The organism is Sporofaciens sp. JLR.KK001 (assembly GCF_036941055.1).
Lineage (GTDB): Bacteria > Bacillota > Clostridia > Lachnospirales > Lachnospiraceae > Sporofaciens.
Map to the genome: position 1 here is coordinate 3,598,309 of NZ_JAYMNO010000001.1, position 20,677 is coordinate 3,618,985.

20 protein-coding genes and 2 pseudogenes are annotated in these 20,677 nt (G+C 46.2%); 5 read left to right on the plus strand and 17 right to left on the minus strand.

Annotated elements, in window-relative coordinates:
• Positions 1 to 12: 12 nt before the first annotated feature.
• Positions 13 to 262 (minus strand): annotated as a pseudogene (locus VSQ62_RS18385) (HPr family phosphocarrier protein).
• A 326-nt stretch (positions 263 to 588) separates the two neighbouring features.
• Here VSQ62_RS18385 and VSQ62_RS18390 point away from each other — a divergent pair.
• Complete coding sequence (locus VSQ62_RS18390; protein WP_334636213.1) at positions 589 to 915, plus strand: AraC family ligand binding domain-containing protein; 327 nt, start codon at positions 589 to 591, stop codon at positions 913 to 915.
• A gap of 72 nt (positions 916 to 987) precedes the next feature.
• A complete protein-coding gene (locus VSQ62_RS18395) occupies positions 988 to 1,461 on the plus strand; it encodes a helix-turn-helix domain-containing protein (protein ID WP_334636214.1) in 474 nt (157 codons plus the stop codon).
• Here VSQ62_RS18395 and VSQ62_RS18400 read toward each other — a convergent pair.
• The 4 genes from VSQ62_RS18400 to VSQ62_RS18415 form a co-directional block, all read right to left on the minus strand.
• A complete protein-coding gene (locus VSQ62_RS18400) occupies positions 1,440 to 3,632 on the minus strand; it encodes an alpha-galactosidase (RefSeq protein ID WP_334636215.1) in 2,193 nt (730 codons plus the stop codon). The genes VSQ62_RS18395 and VSQ62_RS18400 overlap by 22 nt on opposite strands.
• 68 nt (positions 3,633 to 3,700) lie before the next feature.
• Positions 3,701 to 4,537, minus strand: a complete 837-nt coding sequence (locus VSQ62_RS18405) for a carbohydrate ABC transporter permease (protein WP_502957766.1) — start codon at positions 4,535 to 4,537, stop codon at positions 3,701 to 3,703.
• A gap of 12 nt (positions 4,538 to 4,549) precedes the next feature.
• The gene (locus VSQ62_RS18410) at positions 4,550 to 5,383 is read right to left on the minus strand and encodes a carbohydrate ABC transporter permease (RefSeq protein ID WP_334637707.1); all 834 of its coding nucleotides are present in this window, start codon (positions 5,381 to 5,383) and stop codon (positions 4,550 to 4,552) included.
• Between the two features lie 70 nt (positions 5,384 to 5,453).
• A complete protein-coding gene (locus tag VSQ62_RS18415) occupies positions 5,454 to 6,773 on the minus strand; it encodes an ABC transporter substrate-binding protein (RefSeq protein WP_334636216.1) in 1,320 nt (439 codons plus the stop codon).
• Between the two features lie 397 nt (positions 6,774 to 7,170).
• On the opposite strand from VSQ62_RS18415, the gene VSQ62_RS18420 reads away from it, so the two are divergent.
• Positions 7,171 to 7,590, plus strand: coding sequence for a GNAT family N-acetyltransferase (locus VSQ62_RS18420; RefSeq protein WP_334636217.1), 420 nt, complete (start codon positions 7,171 to 7,173; stop codon positions 7,588 to 7,590).
• A gap of 144 nt (positions 7,591 to 7,734) precedes the next feature.
• On the opposite strand, the gene VSQ62_RS18425 is transcribed toward VSQ62_RS18420, so the two are convergent.
• Entirely contained in the window at positions 7,735 to 9,876 is a 2,142-nt protein-coding gene (locus tag VSQ62_RS18425; protein WP_334636218.1) for an ABC transporter permease, read from the minus strand.
• A complete protein-coding gene (locus VSQ62_RS18430; protein WP_334636219.1) occupies positions 9,863 to 10,618 on the minus strand; it encodes an ABC transporter ATP-binding protein in 756 nt (251 codons plus the stop codon). The genes VSQ62_RS18425 and VSQ62_RS18430 overlap by 14 nt, the downstream gene beginning before the upstream one ends.
• A 195-nt stretch (positions 10,619 to 10,813) precedes the next feature.
• Here VSQ62_RS18430 and VSQ62_RS18435 point away from each other — a divergent pair, with 195 nt between their 5' ends.
• Entirely contained in the window at positions 10,814 to 11,518 is a 705-nt protein-coding gene (locus tag VSQ62_RS18435; protein ID WP_334636220.1) for a LytR/AlgR family response regulator transcription factor, read from the plus strand.
• A 64-nt stretch (positions 11,519 to 11,582) separates the two neighbouring features.
• Positions 11,583 to 12,860 carry a sensor histidine kinase gene (locus VSQ62_RS18440; RefSeq protein WP_334636221.1) on the plus strand — a complete coding sequence of 426 codons (1,278 nt, stop codon included), beginning with the start codon at positions 11,583 to 11,585 and terminating at the stop codon, positions 12,858 to 12,860.
• 24 nt (positions 12,861 to 12,884) lie between these two features.
• Here VSQ62_RS18440 and VSQ62_RS18445 read toward each other — a convergent pair whose 3' ends face one another.
• From VSQ62_RS18445 to VSQ62_RS18485, 10 genes and pseudogenes are all read right to left on the minus strand, one after another.
• A complete protein-coding gene (locus VSQ62_RS18445; RefSeq protein ID WP_334636222.1) occupies positions 12,885 to 15,263 on the minus strand; it encodes an ABC transporter permease in 2,379 nt (792 codons plus the stop codon).
• Positions 15,260 to 15,940, minus strand: a complete 681-nt coding sequence (locus tag VSQ62_RS18450) for an ABC transporter ATP-binding protein (RefSeq protein WP_334636223.1) — start codon at positions 15,938 to 15,940, stop codon at positions 15,260 to 15,262. Before VSQ62_RS18450 ends, VSQ62_RS18445 begins: the two co-directional genes overlap by 4 nt.
• Before the next feature lie 114 nt (positions 15,941 to 16,054).
• A complete protein-coding gene (locus VSQ62_RS18455) occupies positions 16,055 to 16,975 on the minus strand; it encodes a sensor histidine kinase (protein ID WP_334636224.1) in 921 nt (306 codons plus the stop codon).
• The gene (locus VSQ62_RS18460; protein ID WP_334636225.1) at positions 16,972 to 17,661 is read right to left on the minus strand and encodes a response regulator transcription factor; all 690 of its coding nucleotides are present in this window, start codon (positions 17,659 to 17,661) and stop codon (positions 16,972 to 16,974) included. Before VSQ62_RS18460 ends, VSQ62_RS18455 begins: the two co-directional genes overlap by 4 nt.
• Before the next feature lie 94 nt (positions 17,662 to 17,755).
• Complete coding sequence (locus VSQ62_RS18465) at positions 17,756 to 17,944, minus strand: histidine kinase (protein WP_334636226.1); 189 nt, start codon at positions 17,942 to 17,944, stop codon at positions 17,756 to 17,758.
• Between the two features lie 14 nt (positions 17,945 to 17,958).
• Positions 17,959 to 18,147, minus strand: a complete 189-nt coding sequence (locus VSQ62_RS18470; RefSeq protein ID WP_334636227.1) for a hypothetical protein — start codon at positions 18,145 to 18,147, stop codon at positions 17,959 to 17,961.
• A 1-nt stretch (position 18,148) separates the two neighbouring features.
• A pseudogene (locus tag VSQ62_RS32665) lies at positions 18,149 to 18,274 on the minus strand (winged helix-turn-helix domain-containing protein); the annotation flags it as partial.
• Between the two features lie 71 nt (positions 18,275 to 18,345).
• On the minus strand, positions 18,346 to 18,534 hold the full coding sequence (locus VSQ62_RS32670; protein ID WP_502957767.1) for a response regulator: 189 nt from the start codon (positions 18,532 to 18,534) through the stop codon (positions 18,346 to 18,348).
• A gap of 177 nt (positions 18,535 to 18,711) precedes the next feature.
• The gene (locus VSQ62_RS18480; protein WP_334636228.1) at positions 18,712 to 19,989 is read right to left on the minus strand and encodes a hypothetical protein; all 1,278 of its coding nucleotides are present in this window, start codon (positions 19,987 to 19,989) and stop codon (positions 18,712 to 18,714) included.
• Positions 19,970 to 20,677, minus strand: coding sequence for an ATP-binding cassette domain-containing protein (locus VSQ62_RS18485; RefSeq protein ID WP_172498135.1), 708 nt, complete (start codon positions 20,675 to 20,677; stop codon positions 19,970 to 19,972). The genes VSQ62_RS18480 and VSQ62_RS18485 overlap by 20 nt, the downstream gene beginning before the upstream one ends.

Here is a 20,677-nt window from a genome sequence, read left to right on the forward strand (position 1 = left end):
TAGAGTATACGGTTAAAAGTTATTCTCAAAGAATTCTCTCATTGCATCATATGCAATGACCTCATCTTCTCTGGTAATCTCAGCTTCTACCGTCTGTCCGCATTTTACTCCTAATCCCATAACAGCCATAAGCTTTGCTGCTTCCGCTGATTCGCCGTCCTTCGAGATCATAATCTTGCTTAAATACTTCTTTGACCAGTATTCCCGCCGGCCTTGCGTGAATTCCCGCTTCATCCTTCACCACATAACTGAACTTTTTCATTGTGTTATACCTTTCCTTTCTTTGCTAAAGGGTTTTCATATATCATACCATTCGCTTCGCTGAAAGTATATTAAAAAAGCAATGTACTGTGCATAAATTGCATAGCAAAAGAATATGCACATTCTCCGAAGGAAAGTTCTGTTCCGGCGCATTCCCGCAGCGCCAGCATCGTCTCATCAAAAATTCCATTTTTTCATTTCTCTGTAAGTTTTGGCAATGCCGAAGATATTGCCCTGCGAAATAATGTTGTTGTTTTCCCGGCGATATCGTATAATATTACTATTATTAGGAAAATTAATCTTGATGTTTAGAAGGAGCTGCGTATTATGAAAACAAATCACATCTCACTTTTCCCAAACGAGCATTTTCTGGATATCCGCCCCTATCAATATGGGTGGGAAGAATGTCAGCCTCTCCATTCTTTTGGTCCCTTTGTGCGCAACCACTATTTGCTCCACTACATCATCAGCGGACAGGGAATGTTGTTCTCACACACCACCACCGGTGAAATACATGAATATAACCTGGAGGCAGACCAGGCATTTCTGATCTGTCCCGGACAGGTTAATATGTATACCGCCGATGAAAAGAATCCCTGGAAATATGTATGGATTGAATTTGACGGAATCCGTGCGGAAGAATGTCTGCTCTAGGCAGGTCTGGAGTGGGATCATCCCATCTATCTTCCGCAAAGTATAGAAAAGGGGGAGCTTCTTCGGGATCGGATGTTATACTTTTATGAGAATTCTGCCAAATCACCCATCCATCTGGTAGGACAGTTATATCTGTTTCTGGATGAACTGATTGAATTTTCATCTACCCGGCAGAATATTGCAGAAAAAGCTCAAAAGGATTTTTACATCAATGAGGCCGTAGCCTATATTCAGCAAAACTGCGGACGTGAACTGACAATTGACGAGGTTGCCGGCTTCTGCAAACTAAACCGTAACTATTTCAGCCGAAAATTCAAAAAAGTAATGGGCTGTTCTCCCCAGGAATTCTTGATCCGTCAGCGCCTGACGAACGCAACAGAGTTAATGCGTCTCACCGATCTGCCCATTAAGACGATAGCAGCTCAGTGTGGTTACCCTAATCAACTCTATTTTTCTCAGGCTTTCAAGAAATGCTATGGTCTGTCGCCTCAGGAATGGAGAAAACAAAATTGTACTCCTTTTGATTATCCGGCCGCTCTCAAATAAATCTGAAGCGCCGGGTAATCCCCCTGTACCGAAGGAAGCGGATAACCGGCGTTCATCAGAGCCTTGCCGCTGTAAAAAGAATCTGTTCCGTCAACCTGGTATTGCAGCGCAGGATCCAGTCCTTTCAGCCGCAGAGTGCAAAAAAGCGGCGCAGTGCCGGCGCAGCCAAACACCACATTGACCAGAGCCTCGCGCTGATCAGGGGATACCTGCTCCCAGGCTGTGTAAACGCTGTCCTGATATGGGCTGCTAAGCCGGTAGTAATCTCCATAATGCAGCAAATCATAATGTATTTTATAATTCTTCACTTGTCGGCGAATCTCGTTTTTTTCTTCCATAGTGCACCTGCCCAGATCCATCTCATAACCAAAAGCCCCGCTCATTGCCGTAATTCCCCGGGTATTCAGCGGAGTGACGCGCCCATTCTGCTCGTTGGGAACAGCAGAGACGTGAGCCCCCACGGTACAGGCCGGATAGCAGAATGATGTTCCATACTGAATACGAAGACGGTCAATCGCATCGGTATCATCACTGCACCAGATTTGAGGCGTATAATAGAGCATACCGCCGTCGAACCGTCCTCCACCTCCGCAGCAGCCTTCAATAAGGATATGCGGATAATCATGGCGCAGGCGCTCTAACAGATCATAAACTCCCAGGACATACCGGTGATAAACTTCCCCCTGACGCCGGGCAGACAGACCTGCAGACCACACATCCGTAAGACTGCGGTTCATGTCCCACTTAAGATAAGAGATGTCGGCGCCGGATAGTATCGCTTTCATCTGCTCATAGATATAATCCCGGACATCCTTGCGGGAAAAGTCCAGCACCAGCTGCCCTCTGCCCCTGGAAGGGGCGCGTCCCGGAACGTGCAGCACCCAGTCCGGATGAGCTCGATAGAGGTGACTGTCTTCATTGACCATCTCCGGTTCCATCCAGATACCGAACTTCATTCCCAGATCCTTAATGTGCAAAGCCAAATCCTCCAACCCTCCGGGCAGCTTTTCCAAATTCACCTGCCAGTCGCCCAGACCACTGTTGTCATCATTCCTGGAGCCAAACCAACCGTCGTCCATGACAAACAGCCCTATCCCAAGAGCAGCGGCCTCCCTGGCAATATCGATCAGCCTGTCGGCATTGAAATCAAAATAAGTAGCCTCCCAGTTGTTCACCAAAACCGGCTTTTGCCTGCCATGATAAGGATCCCGCAGGAGATGTTCCCGGACAGCCCTATGATACTGACGGCTCATTTGTCCAAAGCCATCAGGCGAACAGACCATTGCCGCCTCCGGAGCAGTAAATGCCTGCCCCGGTTCCAGCGTCCAGCAGAAATGATAAGGATGAATCCCCATGACCAGACGGCTGTTCTCAAATTGACTGCACTCCACAGCCGCTTCAAAGTTGCCGCTGTACAGAAGCATAGCGCCGTAACACATCCCCTTGTCTTCATCAGCATCATGATCGCAGAGAATTACGAAGGGATTGTGCTGATGGCTGGATATCCCGCGCACACTGCCCACACTGAGTATCCCGGGACGCAATGGTCCCCGGTCCGGACACCGCTCCATCAGATGGCGTGCGTTGAAGGTAAGCAGATCCATATCATCCCGGAGAAAATCCAGGCAGAGAGAAGCGCATTGATATAGACGAATCTCATCTGTTCCCTGATTGACTACCCGGACGGCACGGGTAATAAGGTCATAATTCTCAAAAATACTGTAATACAATTCTGTCTCCACCTGAGCAGCAGCATCCTTCAATACAATGACCAGTGTTTCCACCTCATCTTCCGACCCATAAAAACCAGGCAAACCCTCCGAAGGGCATTTCCCCTTTTCCAAACGAAAGCCTTTATAGCGCAGATCTACCGTATGGCTGCCGTTTTTTAGTTCCAGTTCAACAGAGGGCAATCGGAAATCGCCTACGCCGCAGGTGGAATATTCCTGCGGCATGACATCCAATGAATAGTTCCGGTTACTCCCCGCCTCGTTGGGATTGGGTGTAAAGCTGCGATCATTGCACTGAATCAAAACAGACAAGTCACAGCCATCAATCCTTGAGCCATAGTAAGTATGCAGAAGTACATTGTATTGGTCTGCCTTCATCTGGTATGTAGTATTTAGAGTATGCAGCGTAAAAATTCTGTTTTCACGGTCAAGTACAATCATAGAGATACCCCCTTGTAAGTGATTTAGATAAAAAGTCCCGACAGCTTATGCCGGGACTGTCTTTAAGCCTATTTTCCGCCGGTACCGGCGATTCCTTCCACAAACTGACGCTGGAAGATCAGGTACAGCACTACCATCGGCAGCATAGCCAACAGAGAACCTACCATCAGCACCGGGAAGTTGGTAGTAAACTGACCGCGCAGAGTCGAAAGACCGGATGACAGCGTCATCATCTTCAGATCTGAATTAACAACCAACGGCCACATCAGATCGCCGTAAGCGAAAACAGCGGTAAATATAGTGAGCGCCGCCACGGAAGTTCCTGTCAAAGGAAACATGATCTTGTAGAAAGTCTGCCACTGATTACAACCATCAAGATAAGCAGCCTCTCCCACCTCGTCCGGGATACTCATGTATGTCTGGCGCAGGAAAAATACACCAAAGGCGCTGACTAATCCTGGGAAAACCAGGGCAAAAACCGTATTGGCCATCCCCATCTTGGCAACCATCTGATACTGGGGGATAATAAAAATCTGGCTTGGCAAAGACATCTGAACCAGTACAATGCCAAAAAGCAGCTTCTTGCCTCTAAATTTCAGCTTGGCAAATGCATACCCCGCCATGGAACTGAATAAAACGGCGCAGACCACACGGAAGAATACCATCAGTATCGTATTCAGGTACAGATTGCCAAAAGGCAGACTGGCAATAGCCTCTTTAAAATTATCCAGATTAACCTGTTTCGGCAAAATATCCGGCGGAATCTGCATACTCTCAGGAACCGTCTTGAAACTGGTAAGGATCATCCACACAAACGGAAAGATCATAATGACCGCGCCTAAAATCAGGTAAAAATAGGTAAGCAGTTTGGTGATCATATAGGAGCGTCTCAAAGAATTTTTCATTATAATACCTCCTTAAACGTCATATGTAACCCACTTCTTCTGCCCCTGGAATAGAACAAGAGTCACAAGAAGGATCAGACTAACCGTCCAGATAACAATGGCGGAACCATAACCACGGTCTCCTGCCACGAAAGAGGACCGATAAAACAGATACATCAGGCTCTGCATATCTGTCAGCGCCGGATTCGTCTCATCTGCCATCATGTAAATGAGGTCATAGATTTTCATGGATGCCATCAAACGCATGATCAGAACAGAGAACAGGGTTGGCGACACCATAGGCAGGGTGATTGTGAAAAACTGACGAATCTTACCCGCACCGTCCAGACCGCTGGCTTCATAAAGCGTACCTGGAATATTCTGCAATCCGGCCAGCAAAAGAACTGCATCATAACCTATACTGCTCCAGACAGATACTATGGCGACAGCCAGTACAGCCGTCTTCGGATCGGTGATCCATTGGATTTTGCCGCCAATCATCTGGTTTAAAATACCATACTCCGTATTGAAGATCCACCGCCATACCATGGCTATAGCCGCCGGAGCACAGACCAACGGCAGGAAAAAAATGGTTCGGAAACCGCCTTTGAATCTCACACGCGCATTGAGTAGTAAAGCAACCAACAAAGCCAGCGCTATACCCACAGGTACAGTCAAAATACAAAAGTAAACCGTATTCCAAGTGGCTTTCCAAAATTCCGTATTCCCAAACATGTCTTTATAGTTCTGCACACCGATAAAACTATAATGTCCAAAGCCCAGATGCTCGCAAAAGCTGGAATACAGAGTTTGCACGAAGGGCCAGAGATTCAAAACGACCAGACCAATGATCGTAGGCGCCACCATAAACCAGCCCCATCTCTCCTCCCGTCTTGCAGCGACAGATAATTTCTTATTCACGAAACTCCCTCCTCTCTCAGTCTTTCGCCAATTTCTTGGCGGTTTCCGTGTTGACGATGTTTTCCATGTTCTCTAACCCTGTCATAAGCTCCTGCTTGCCGGCATAGACATCCGTCAATTCATCCAGTACCAGGCTCTTCCACTTAGGACTGGCAGAGTTATAGATTGCCTGCACCGCATAATCAAACTGTTCAAAGATGACATCCAGATTCAGCTTTTCATCATAAGAGTCAAACGCGGCGCGCCAGGATTCCTCACAACCGATATAAGCAGGAATTGCAGCGCCGTTTTCTCCCTGGATACGCTGAGCCTCTTCCGTGCCGAAAAATTTAATTACATCCAGTGCAATATCGCGCTTTTTGCCGTGAGCGGCAGTCGAATAGCACAAACCATTGGACATGGTGGCTCGCCCATCCTGATCCAGGCTTTCACTGTCCTCGACAGGATCCGCACACTTGGGAAGCTTTGCCAGATCCCACTTGCCCCGCATCTCGGGATAATTCTCCATCAACTGCGGCAAATTCCAGTTACCCTCCAGATACATGGCTCCCTCTTCAGAAAAGAAAGCAGTTCCGGGCGCAGTTTCGGCAAAATATGTCTGGTCAGGACACCAGTCCTCCTTTTGCATATTCACATAAAACTCTATGCCCTTAACAGTACCGGGATTGGTGTAGCCAGCCTTGGTACGGTCGGCGGTAAGAATGTGCCCGCCAGCCTGATAGGCAAAACACCAGTAACCCAACTGGTCGTCATTATAAGCCATGAAACCGTATTTACCGGTTTTATCGTGAATTTTTCTGGAAGCATCCGTCAAATCCTCCCAGGTCCAGTCATCTGTTGGATAAGGAACATCAGCGGCGTCAAACATTTCCTTGTTATACACCAGAAGACCGTTATCTTTGTCCTTGGGTACGCCGTAGAGCCGGCCATCGCTGCCGCTGGCGTTGCTGCGGGAAATCTCGGAAAAATGTTCCTCATAATAATTCGGATCCACATCATCATAAAGGTCTGTCACATCGGCTAACATGCCGAAATCGGCATAATAAAGCAACTGATTCGTGTGCATCCAGAAAATGTCCGGCATGGTATTACTCTCGGCAGAAGCCTCCAGCTTCGTCCAATACTCACTCCAGCTTGTAGCCTGTACATCAATCACTACATCAGGATGTTTGGCAGTATACGCATCACAAATAGCCTGCATCCCGGGACGCTGATAGACGTCCCATATTTGGAAAGTGAGATGAGTCTTTTTATCTGCTGAACTGCTGCACCCTATAAGCGACAGCAACAGGATCAATACCAAAATTACTGCTGTCATACGGGATAATTTTCTCATAACTCCACTCCTTTTCATAATATTTCATTTAATAGTTTGAATACATAGCTGAAGCAAGAAAAATCAGCCCGGGCCTGTCTTTTCTTGCACAACCACTCAAGCTGATTAAAATTATAATGAAAGGATATTCGCCTGTAAATGAGACGATGTATCCAACATATATTATGATTTAACAAAAATCACATTATTATATAAATATATTATATTTTATGATATTTCCGGGAGAATTGTGATTTTCAACAAAATGAAAAATTTATCAAAAACTTCGGCTTGACAATAACAGCTATATTAGCCTATAATCGCTCTTTGAATCGGGTCACATGAGTGACAGTGGAACCTGCCGTGATAATTTTAAGCAGAAAGCGGAATTAAACAGGATTTTTGCGAGGTAAAGGTAATGACAGAAATCAGATATGTAAAATCAGAAGATAAAGAATTTTGGTATGGTCTTGATAAACACTTGCCGGAACGAGAATTTATTAATAAGGTCGGCAATAAAAGAGGCTATATTTTATTAGATGACAATAAACCAATCGGATTGTTAAGATATAATCTTTTCTGGGACAATACGCCGTTTTGTACAATGTTATTTATTGATCGCAATTATCAAAGAAAAGGTTATGGGAAGAAACTTATGGAACATTGGGAAAATGATATGAAATTACAAGGATATGGTATGCTGTTAACATCAACTCAGGTTGACGAAGAGGCACAACATTTCTACAGGAAATTGGGATATAAAGATTGCGGCGGTTTTATCATAGATGTTCCAGAATATGAACAACCAATGGAAATGTTTTTGATTAAGGGCATTTAAGTAAATTCCCTATTGAACAAAATCGCTGCAAATGACCTGCCAAGGCTGCGGTGCAGCAATTTTGTTCATACGTTGATAAAAGAGCCAGACACAGAGCCCTGTTCAAATAGTCGTTAAAAGACTTCATAATCCGGAAATTCTTTCTCATATCCTGCAGGAACATTTTTTAATGCCGCTCCCCACAATCCTCCTCATTTTCCCATACGCAATTCTGTACACGACATACAGAACCCCTGCAATGAAGATCATAAGCAGCACTTCCAGCAACAGCATATTTACCTCGAAAGCCTGCAGCCTCATATCATTAAAATAAGTCAGAAACAAGGAGAATAACCCTACCACCGTACAGCCTGCAGCCACAGGGTATGCAAAGATCTTGCGAAGCTGTACTTTGATCACTTTCTCTTCATAGGCATCATCCGTTCCAAGCCTCCTCAGATCTTCGAAGAGCTGCCGGTTATCCATGGCAATGGTAATGCTTCTTATATAACTCATAATTCCCGCCGCGGTCAGAGATATCACGGAAATATAGATACTGAGCAGTACGAACACGGCAACCATTTCCATGGCATTCGCCTGTAAAAAAACCTTGGAAAACGGAGCGTACTTCCAGTCGTCCATAATCTGGGGGTTATCCGGCGACAGGTCAATCTTCCCGGCATAGCCATACTCTTTGCCTGCTGCCAAAGCCAGTTCTTCTTCACGGGGATCATACAGGCCGTAATGATTGGACAGCTCTGTCGCCCGTGCAATATATTCCCGTATTACAGCATCCGCAAACTCATACTCATAAAATTTCTTATCCCCCGCATCTGTCATATACTCTGCATTAAAAAAAGCATGTTTCTCTTTCCAGTCATCCGGCAGGTCTTTCGCAAACCTGTTATAATCCTCATCCGACAACAGAAAAGCAAAAGGGTCGCTTCCAATGGCAAGATTGTCAAATTCCGCTGTGCCCCGGAATTCAGGAACCATCCGTTCTCCTGTTGCCGGATTTTCGATCTCATTCAGGCAATCTACGCTTACCCAGACATTCTCCTGAAAATCCGTCGTGGTGACCGTCTGATACTCCCCTGCTTTTAGCGAAATCGATCTGCCGGAGATTCTCTCAAAATCCGAAGCTGCTATAAACGTCGCAAGCTTTTCATATTCCGCATCAAAATATCTTTTCTGCTCATCCATATCTCTTCCGGTATAACGGATCACCAGCTGCAGGGAATCCAGATCCTCATAAGCAGTAAGCGTCACTTTATGCTCTCTGGCTATTTTCTCTGTCTCTTCCTTTCCAATCTGAGCTTCTTTCGCCGGATAGTGCCAGGAATAATCGTAAGGCGCTTCGCCGCCTCCGTCCATAGCGCTGAAATAGTACATAACTCCCCAAAAAGCCGACCCTACCATCACAAATACAAGCAGCGCAATACACAGCATATTCCTTGTCGTCTGTCTTGCCGTAAAGCGCATCAGATTGGTGGAAATAATATTTTTATAATATTTCTCCGGATGCTTTCCTTTTTTAGAATAACCGACCGCACTTAGGACAATCAGATACAGACCTGCTATCCCCAGCAGATACGTTACGTTCCAGATTGCAGGCATCCCCTGCCGGAACAGTCTGACGGTCAGCTGGGGGACGGCCATTGCCAGAAACAGCCCCGCAGCTACAAGCGCTGCTCCAAGTCTGCCGAACCATGGCTTGATCTCCCGAACCATCTCCGTCTTACGGCTGGCATTCAAAATGTTCATAATATCCGCCTGCCGGATAAAACGAATACCCAGAACCAGAATACAAAGAGACAGTATCGCCGCAAAGAGAATCCCTGCAAATATTCCCGCATTCCCGGGACGGTACTTAAGCCGCGCCGTATTGAGCGCAATCGCCTGGAATAATTTCCAGATCAGATAAGACACCGGTACTGCCAGTAATATACCTGATAAAACATACTTTACCACTACTGCCGCCAGCTCTTTTGCAAGCTGTCCGGCAAGCGCTCCTCTTTCCTCTCCTAAAGCCAGCATGACTCCGAATTCTCTGCTCTTCTTGCGGAAAAACAGGCTGCTCCCATAAAGGGTAAAGATCAGACAGCCGATCATCACCACCCCCATCATCAGCTTCATCAGCTTTCTCGTATCCCCGCCCGGAGGCAGAAGCTCCTGAATTGACGGCGAAAAATACATCATTGTAAAGGACGTGACCAGAATGACCGACAGGAAGATACATATCCCCAGCAAAAGGTATTGATCCCTGTTCTTTTTCCGAAGCTTTGCCGTAATCTTACTCATTGTCATCCCCGTCACCTCCCAACGTCCGGATCGTATCCAGAAGCCCATCCATAAATTCCCGTCTGGTTCCTTTTCTTTTCAGCTCTCCATACACCTGCCCGTCCTTTAAGACTATGACCCTGTCGCAGAAAGAAGCCGCAAAGCTGTCATGGGTCACCATAAAAATAGTTGCGCCCATTTCTCTTTTCGCCTGTAAAAATGCATCAATAACCGCTTTGCAGGACTTGCTGTCCAGATTACCTGTCGGTTCGTCGGCAAGAATCACATAGGGCTGGTTCATCAGCGCTCTTGCCACCGCTGTACGCTGCTTCTCCCCGCCGGAGATCTCGGCAGGATATTTCTCCATGATCTTTTCAATGCCAAACAGCCGGCAGATATTCTTCGCTTTTTCCTCCATCTGTACCACCGGGCCGTGCGCTATGATCTGCGGCAGACAGATATTTTCAAACACGCTCAGTCCGTCTAACAGCATAAAATCCTGGAAAACAAATCCCATCTGACGGTTGCGTACTCTGGCAAGCTCTTTTTCATCCAGATTAGAAATATCCTGATCCGCCAAACGAACCTCCCCCTGCTCATGGGGAATAAAACAGGAAATACAGTTAAGAAGCGTGGTCTTTCCCGACCCGGAAGGCCCCATAACAGCTACGAATTCTCCTTTTTCAACCTTAAGTGATACATCATTTAACACCGGATATATCTGATTTCCCGATGTATAGCTTTTTGATAAATGCTTTACCTGCAGCATAGGATCATACCTCCCTTAATTGCCTTTGTGTCATTCATTATAGAAAAAGATCCTCCTGGCTGCATTCTGCCAAATGTCATATCTGACATAGATGATGTAAAATTCTGTTCGCCCTCCGGCCTATTTACAAAAGCGGAATTCTTCTGTACAATATCCTACGGGAACTGAAATGTAATCTGTAAAGAGGGAATACCTATGATCAATATTGGAATCTGTGATGATGAAGCCTCCATGCGCAGACTGTTACGCGCTCCTTTAGAGCAAAAGCTGCAGCTTCTGGGGGCGGATTACCGGATCTTTGAATATGACTGCGGCGAAACGCTTCTCACACGCCCGGAAACGGAATGGCTGGATATCTTATTTCTGGATATAGAGATGAAACAATTAAGCGGCATGGAGACCGCCAAAAATTTGCGCAAAAGAGATTCCCATACGCTCCTGATCTTCGTGACGGCATATCCTGACTTTGTATTCCAAGGATACGAAGTCCATGCCTTTCATTATATCCTGAAACCATATGAGAATCAGAAGATCATGAAAGTATTAGAACAGGCGATAAAAGAGCTTGGACAAAACCGGGAGCACTACTTTACCCTGGAACAAAAATCGGGAACCACGAAGATCCCTGCAAAAAAAATACTTGCCTTTTCCAGTGACAGGAGAAAAATCATCATTTCTTTAGAAGATGGAAATAAACTTGAATTTTATGGGAAACTGGACGCTGTGGAGACTGACCTGCCGGATTACTTCATCCGCTGCCATAACCGTCATCTGGTGAACCTGAACTACGTCACCGCACTGGAAAAAGACGGCTGCACCTTAAGGTCACAGAGCTTTCCTGTAAGCCGCGCTTACCGGCAGTCTGTGGAGATTGCTTTTGCCCGCCTTTTGTTACAGTAAACTTGCGGTTGAATTATACTAAGCTCAGATTTCTTCGGCTGTGAGTATATGATAGGAGAACGCTATGGATATCATATCTGCTATATCTTATATCAGTAATATAGTCAACTTTATATATGGTTTTTTGATCTACCGGATCCTTTCCCACTTTGCCAAACGGCGGACCGGAAGATTCTGGCAGGTCCTCGTCTATATTTCCTGCACGGTGTGCTCCGGCATGGTCATCTTTCCGAATGATTTTTTTAATATAACGTTAGACCTGATCTGGTTGATTTTTTTAATGTTGATCGCTTTTCAGGGAAGTATCTGGCAGAGACTGGCTGCCGTTGCAGTTCTCTATCCGCTGATAATAAGCCAGAATTTTTTCGTTATGAATATGATGGGTACACTGGGATCCTGGTTTGGATGGCCATTGGCTATGGATATCTTCTGTACCATAGCCGATCCCTGTCTCCATCTTATAATCTGGTACGCTATTTATAGATTTTTTATAAAGCACCTTGCTCAGACAAGACAACTGTTCGATGACAAGATCTGGATACTGCTGACTGCTATCTGTCTGGCTTCCCTGGTGAGTATCACCACCTGTATCTATTTTACGCCTCGCAAGACCTACAAGATGTGGCCTGCCGCATTCGCATGCTTTACCACCAACCTTGGATGTGTCGCCCTTGCAGAATATTTTATTATCAGTGTCCGGCAAAATATGGAGAGAAAAAATCTGATGCTGCAGAAAAGCTATTATGAAGAGCTGGAACAGAACCAAACGGCGATTCGGAAGATCCGTCACGATATGAACAATCATCTGACTGTCATCCAATCTCTGCTTTGCTCGGGCAATCATGACGAAGCAGAACAATACATGAAAGGGATAGCAACGCAGCTTCAGGTACACAGCCGGGTTTTCTGTAAAAACAGCATTATCAATGCCGTCCTCAATTCCAAATATAATCTGGCGGCGGAGCATCAGATCGACTGCTTTTTCCATATCGAGATGGATAAATTAATCGGTATTGATGCTATCAGCCTTTGCTGCCTTTTTTCAAATACTTTAGACAATGCCATTGAAGCCTCTCTGAAAATCCCTGATATTCAGGAGCGGCATATTTCCGTGAAGGCACGGATAACCGATAATAGCTATTTCACCTATGAGATTACGAATACGAAAAGAAATCGTATCACAGAACAGGATGGACGGCTGAGATCCGATAAGGAAGATATAGCCGCCCATGGTCTTGGTCTGTCAAATGTTCGGGAAATGGTAGAAAAATATAACGGTACTCTGGATATATCTTATACTGAAGCTTCCTTTACAGTGACAGTTCTGATTCGGAATGCTTAGGTTTGCCGCGGGGTATCAAAGCTTTTATAACCTTATCCGCTCCACAAGAGACTGCTTTTTCTGCCTGCCCAGACTGACGCAGGAAATCAACTGCGGAATCAGAAGCATCACTGCCGCATACAGAAGACAGGGCATCAGAGGAAATCTGTAGTTCATATATCCCGCGATCCGCTTATAAGCGGCAACAAATCCGTACCCGGCTGCGCCGCCTGCAAAAAGCGTGACCAGGATTGCCGGGAACACATACATAACACTTTCCCAGAACAGCATATTTCTTATCTGTTTCACTTCCATACCGATGGATTCCAGCACGGATAATTCCCTTTTACGCGTGGCAATATTTCCGATCATCATATTAATCAGATTCAGGATCCCAAATAAGGTAACAAAGGCTGCGATTCCGTAAATCTGCATTTTGATCCTCTTCACATTTGCTGAATCATCCAATATCTGCTCCCTCAGTGTCGCCAGGGATAGATCGGGATCATCATCTGTCAGCGAACGAATTGCTTCTTCTGTCTGTTCTCCATATGTTTCATAATCCTCCACAGAAATGTAGAAGGCGCTTATCGTATTCATATCACCCCACAGCTTTTCCATCGTCTGGTCCGTCATTGCAAAATTATAGCCGCCTTTTACCGGCGCAGGATCCGGACTGACTGCCGCAATCTTAAGCTTTGCAGTATGTTCCGCCCCGTCAGACCAGTGCAGTGTGATGAAGTCTCCAACCTGCGGGGATATGCCGTTGATTCCGGAAACAAATTCGCTGTCTGTAATCATGATACCGTCTGATTCACACAGATAATCATAGCTGTTATTGCCTTCTGCATTCAACTGAAAATATGCGTCAGAATCTCTTGTCAGCCGGTAAAATCCATCGCTCCAGACCGCCCCTTGATACTCAATACTTCCGAATACACTGTTTTCTGTCCGGACAGAGCGCACATGGGGAAGCCCGGACAGCCGTTTCTTCAATTCTTCGCTTAGATGCCCCTTAAGCTGCATATCCGTCGGTCCGTATGCTGACGGATCGTGCGCATTATACTGATAAGAAACCATATATTCTGCATCGGAAAAAACCCCTTCTCTTGAGAAGGATATTTCGTCCCAGGCGTACAGATACGAGGCCGCGATCATAAAAACGATTCCTCCAAAAGCAATAGACGCCGTCATAAGCCGCCGTTTCTTATAGCTTCGGCTCTGTCCCAGCTGCGCCATTACAAATGCCGTCAGCTTTTTATGCTTTGCATTCCCCTCCTTATCATCTCTGCCGTCCCACAAATCCCTTGACGCTTCAATAGGAGAAACCTTAGCTGCAAGAGCGGCCGGCTTGCTGACAGAGATCTGCACGGCAAAAAAACCAAATACACCGGTGACTGCCGCCGTCGTCAGATAACCGGGCGTACTCCATCCTTCCGGCTGCAGAATGTACGCAAGGATTCCGCCTAGAATGAAAGACACAGGGATTGCTGCGGCGCATAGATATCCCCCTTCCCGCCGTACCATTTTCCGAAGCTGCTTCTCTGTCATTCCGATCGTCTGAAGCTGCCCGATCTGCCGTGTGCGTGATGAAACCGACAGATAAAAGATACTGTAAATGACAATCCCGCTGGCCGCCATGATAAATAAGGATACAAAGGCGATTGCATATCCGGCCGTATGATCTCCCCGCAGAGACTCCTCAAACTTGCCGTTGATATTCACATTCTGGCGTTTTACGCCATAATCATCTGCGATCTGATAAACCGCCGACTCAAACCCGGAAGATTCCATATCCTGGGCGCCCGTAATCCGGGCAAGAGCCGTATATTCTATTGCCCTCATGGAAGGATTTTTCTCTGCAAATTCTTCGGATACATAAACCGTATAGGACGATAACTCCTGCTCTCTGCCGGTATATCCGCAGACTACAAATTCCTCCGCTCCATTTTCCGTATTCAGAGAGAGCCTTTCGCCGATCCTGCACTCCTTTCCAATACTGTTCAGGAAGCTTTTGTCTACAACGATCTCATTATATTTTTCCGGCTCTTTTCCCTCTGCCGGCACATACGTCTGTATCTTGTCCTTCTGGCTTTTCATATAAATAAGCTTATAGTTTACGCCGCTGGTTTCAAACTCAGCGCCGCTATCTTTATATGGAATGACAAGCTCTGTCCTCTCATCTGCAGCAAGCTCTTCCATCCGCTCTCTCGGTACGTTCATATAGAGCACATGCTGCATATTTTGAAGCATCCGTTCCTCCGCTGTCTGTGTCCCTTGGAGAAATAACGACATCACCATAATAAATGTAATCGAAAGAATAATGGTCAGGCCTGAAAACAGGGTATATACTTTACTATCCGTCAGATTGCTTCTTGCAATACGGTAGATGATTCTGCCGTTATTATTTGCATCTAGTTTCATCCCTGCCACCTTCCTTCCGCTATCCGCCCGTCTTCAATCCGGATTGTGCGGTCCGCAATCTGAGCAATCTCATCATTATGCGTAATCATCACAATGGTCTGATGGAACTGCCTTCCCGTCGCCTGCAAAAGTCCCACAACCTCCTGGCTTGTGCGGCTGTCCAGGTTGCCTGTAGGCTCGTCCGCCAGTATCAGGGCCGGCTTGGTAATCAGCGCCCGGGCAATGGCCGCCCTCTGCTGCTGGCCGCCGGAAAGCTTATTGGGTTTTCTATCCAATTTCCCTTCCAGTCCGAGTACAGATACGATATTACTCAAATACTGCCGGTCCGCACTCCTCCCGTCCAGCTCCACCGGAAGAACAATGTTATCATAAATGTTCAGATTCGGAATCAGATTATAGTTCTGGAAAATAAATCCGATCTTTCTTCTGCGGAAAATCGTCAGCTCGCTCCGGCTCATGTTGCCAAGGCTCTGCCCGTCTACCACAACGCTTCCCCCGGTCGGCGTATCTAAGCCCCCCAGCATATGAAGCAAGGTGCTTTTCCCGGAACCGGACGTTCCCACGATTGCCGTAAAGCTTCCCTGTTCAATCTGAAGGGTAATCCCATCCAGAGCCTTCACAACCAATGGCTCTTCCCCATAATACTTCGTAAGATTCTCTGTCTGTAAGATATCCATGCGTCATCTCTCCTTCCTGATCATAGTTCTATTCTAAAAGGAGATTCTATCAATCCTGTTTCAAATGCTGAAAAAATATTATCAAAACTGAAACAATTTCCAGCTGAAACAATTTTAACCCTGCCTTGGAAGAAATACGGAAAAACAGGAGCCCTGCCCCGGCGCAGAATGTACCATAATATATCCCCTCTGAAGCGTAATAATATTTCTGGCAATATACAGGCCAAGACCAAGCCCTTCCTCTTCAGAAACCGAGCTTTCCCTGTAAAACCGTTTGAATATATCGTTATAATGTCCAGAAGCAATTCCCTTTCCCGTATCCCGAATCTGAATCTTCGTGTACATCTCTCCCGGACTGACGTCGATAGAAATATTCCCTCCCTCCGGCGTATATTTCACCGCATTATCCAGAATGTTGCCGATCGCCTCCGCCGTCCACTTCACATCACAGACTGCAGTCATATCCTGCCCGCACTGGATCGACAGTTCCATCTCTTTTCTGTCCGCCTTATGGACAACATCATTTACCGCCAGTTCCAAAACATGGAAAATATTGACCTTTCCCATATTCAGCTTAATCATATCACTCTCCAGACGTGAAGACTTGATCAGCGAATCAATCAGAAATTCCAGCTTCTCAAGCTGCCGCCCTATAATTTCCTTAAACTTCTCTGCCTCATCAAAAGAAATATCCGGATCCGAAAGCATATCATGATACATGCAGATATTCGACAGAGGCGTCTTTACCTGATGGGCAATTTCAGAAATCGTCTTTTGCAGCTTCTCCTTCTCCTGTTCGCTCTTAAGCATCCGGTTTCTGAGTATCTCTTCTGTCTTTTCTAGCTCCATAACCACCTTGGAAGTAAGAGTCTCCCTGTTATATTCCCGGTATAAAGACCAGTCCTTTTCATTCCCCATGATACGTCTGGTATTCCGAAGTATTTCTTCGGAATACCTCACATATTTTCTTCGGAAATGCAGATAATATCCAAGATTCAAAACACAAAAAAGAAACAGGATCATCAACGCTTTCATACTCCCGCCTCCCCTGCTCCGATCCACCGGTATCCCATTCCATAAATGGTCTTGATATAATCGAACTGATCGTCGGCTATTTTGTTCCGCAGACGGCTGATATTCAAAGACAGCGTATGTTCGCTGACAAAGCGCCTTCTGTTGTCCCATATATTTTCCAGAAGGATATCCTTCGTCAGTATCTTTCTCCGGTTCTTACAGAAAAACTGAAGAAGGTCAAATTCTGTCGGCGTAAGCTCTAACAGCTCCCCGCTCTTCCTGACAATTCTTTTTTCGAAATCAATATCAAGATTACCACACGAATAACAGGGTTCCTCATGCCTTCCCCCACACCTTCTAAGAACCGCCTGTATCTTCTCCATAGCGATCTGAATCCGGAAGGGCTTCGTAATATAATCCTCCGCGCCCATGTGATAACCGCCGATAATCTCATCCTCCAGATTGTGAGCCGTCAGGAAAATAAACGGTATCTCATAAAGAGCGGCGATATCCTGCGCAAACTCAAATCCGCTGCCGTCCGGCAGATTCACATCCAGCACGATCAGATCATACGCTTCCTTTGAAAGAAGTTCCTTTGCCTCTTCTAAGGTGTAAGCAGAAAAAGGGGTGATCCCCCTTTTCTGCAGGTTATAACACAATCCTCCATTTAGGATCTCATCATCTTCAATCACCAATACTCTGCTCATACTATCCCTCCGATTCTGAACAATTACAATAAATCTTTGTTTTCCACATCAAGAGTTTGCCCACGATTTGGGGGCATAAAGGAATATATTTTTTTCAGTCTGACCGTAAATGTTGTTTTTGTACCCGGTATAGGGTGATATTGGCATCGCCTGCCTCAAGCTTTGCCAAAGTGAAGAACTGATTGATCAGATCCACCACCTGTTTTGCTTTTGATTCCACCTTCTTTAACATTTCATCGTCAGTATCGGCAAGACGCATGATCTCCAGATACCCCAATATCACGGTCAGGGGCGTTTTTATATCATGGGATATAAAACCATTACTTTTTCGTCGCTGTCAGATTCCGCAATGTCTTCTAACTTCCGGCTGATCTGTATTAATTGGATCCGAATTCCTCTCCTGAAAGCAAACCGCTGGTACAGGACGACAAAAGCCAGGACAGCGATCACGATCAAAAGGAGAAAAAGAATTATCTGATCACTCATGTTATAAATCTCCTGCCTTATACCCAATCCCCCATACGGTAATAATGTATCTGGGGTTACGGGGATCGTCCTCGATTTTCGTCCTCAGCCTGCTGATATGGACGTTCACAGCATTTTCGTCCATCAGATCCAGCAAAACCAGATTAAAATCATCGGAAAAGAACTTCTCGCAGGCGATCTCCCCGTCTGACGCAGTAATCACTCATAATTTTCTGTCGTCAAAAAGCTTTTTAACATGGCGCCGATCTCCATATCATCTTCCACCAATAAGATTTTCATAATGCTATCCTCCAACCTACCAAGAAACTGCCATTCTCTCTTATGAAACAATCCAACCCATTGAACGGTCGCTTTCAGCGAAGGGCTGGATGCTGAAAACCACCACATTACTGGCTAGTACACCGAAAAATAAGTTCCTAGCCATATAACGCAGAATGACTTTTCATATGCAAGGCGGAGGAATGAGGCGTAGTGGGCGCTACGCCGATTGACAACAACGAAGCAGATGGAAAATCAGGCAAGTTATATGGCTGGTTACTTATTATTCGGTGTACTAGGATACCCTTAAAATATTAAAAGTAAAACTGTGACTTCTACAGCCAGTAAAGCCAACAGCACAGGCAGCAACACCGGACAGGAAGATACTGCCCCCGCGAGCAGCAGCATTGCCACCGGAACCACATATTTCCGCGGATGATGCCACAGGTCGCTTTCAATCTTAAAGCCCCGGATAGAATAAAACCATTCCAGCAACACCGACAACACCGCGCTCTGCAGGGCAAAGAAAACAGCCCCTGCAATCATTTGGGCAGTGACGCTGCCGTTCTGAATCTTCCAGCTTAAGAGGAATATTATATCTGCAGCCATATTACAAAGGAAGATAAACAGGCAGTATGGAATGCAAAAGCAACCTTTCTGCCCAGGCAGGAAACGGACTGCCTGCTCCAGATCAGGGTCACAAGACAGCAGGATACAGATTGGCGTATTTAAGGACAGAATCGCAAACCCCACCGGAACCACGGACAGCCCTGCCATTTCTCTTAAGAAATAAGGCAGTACCAAGGCGACGCACCACATCACAGCGGTATTGAGAAGATAATTCTTATGGCAGATCAGGTACCGGAAAAAGTACCGCCAAAGTGTTGCCCTCTTTCTCTGCCGGACCGCATGACTTTTCCTGCTCATTGCTGAATACGCTCGCTTTCGCTGGGGCAGCCTCTGGCATAAAGGGATGCCCGAAGGGTGTTTCTTACTCTCCTTCTGATAAAAAACGTATCCGTCTGCTCTCCATAAAATTAAGACAGCAAACAGACTATTCACAAGCAGCAACAGGCAAAACCATAACCTGCCTCCCAAAAACAGAATGGCAGCTACAATGACAACAATCCAGAGACCGCCCGCATACCAGTATTTTCTCAGGTCATAAACCGCGGCAGCCATAAGAACCGCATGGATCATGCAGATGACCATTCCCATGATCTCTACCGGCTTCCAGACAGAAACGGCCAGCAAGGCCGCCAGAAGCAGTCCTGTCTTTGTGAGAACCGTATAGGCGCCCAGCACCCCCACATAAGAGAAAACAAACTCCCGGCATCTATGCGGCAGCATCAGCATATGTTGAAGTTCGGCGGCATTATCTTTGGAAGAAAGAGCCTGCCACATCACGCCTGCAGTAAAGGCACTGATCATCAGAACCCGGACAAACGACGCAATCTGCACCTGAAATCCGGCAATATATAGTCCCCAAAATACAATCACATCCATAAAAAGAGTCCGGGGCAGCCGTTCATATTTTGCCCCGAACAGCTTTTTGGCAAAGGCTTTACCTGTCATTTTCATCATGCAGAGCCTCCCGGATCTCTTCGGCATTGATCTGCCCGCGTTCAAAGGTCTGCCGGATCCTGCCGTTCTCAAGGACAAATACCCGGTCAGAGGTCAGCGTGATGCTCTCCAGAATGTGGGAGGAAAACAGTACGGTTCCATGAATCTTATACTCTGAAATCTGCTGGTACAGGTATTCCGTACTCTGGAAGTCCAACCCATTGACCGGCTCATCCAGAAGAAGCAGCCTTGGTTGCAGGGCAAAAGCCGTGATCAGGAATGCTTTTTTCCTGTTTCCGGTTGACAGTTCCCGCAGCAGGGTATCCGCATACTCTTCAAAATGGAAGCCCTGTATCAGTTCCGACACATCCGGAATCTCTTTCCCATAGGCGGCGCATACATAGGCCAGGTATTCCCGGAAGGTAAAATACGAAAACGAATTGTCCTCGGCAAACACCGTATAGCGGCAGAGCTTAAAATCCTGCTTCCGGAAATCCACAGGGGATCCGCAAAAGCAGATACCCTCTGAACGGAAGGTAGGGAGCAGTCCGGAAAGCACCTTCAGAAATGTGGTCTTTCCGGCTCCGTTCAGCCCGATCAGTCCCACTGCTTCATGCTCGGCCAGCACAAAAGAAAAATCTGAAAGTATCATTTTCTCGTTACTGTACCACGCGCTTAAGTTTTGAATCGTCAGAAGCGCTTGTCCCAT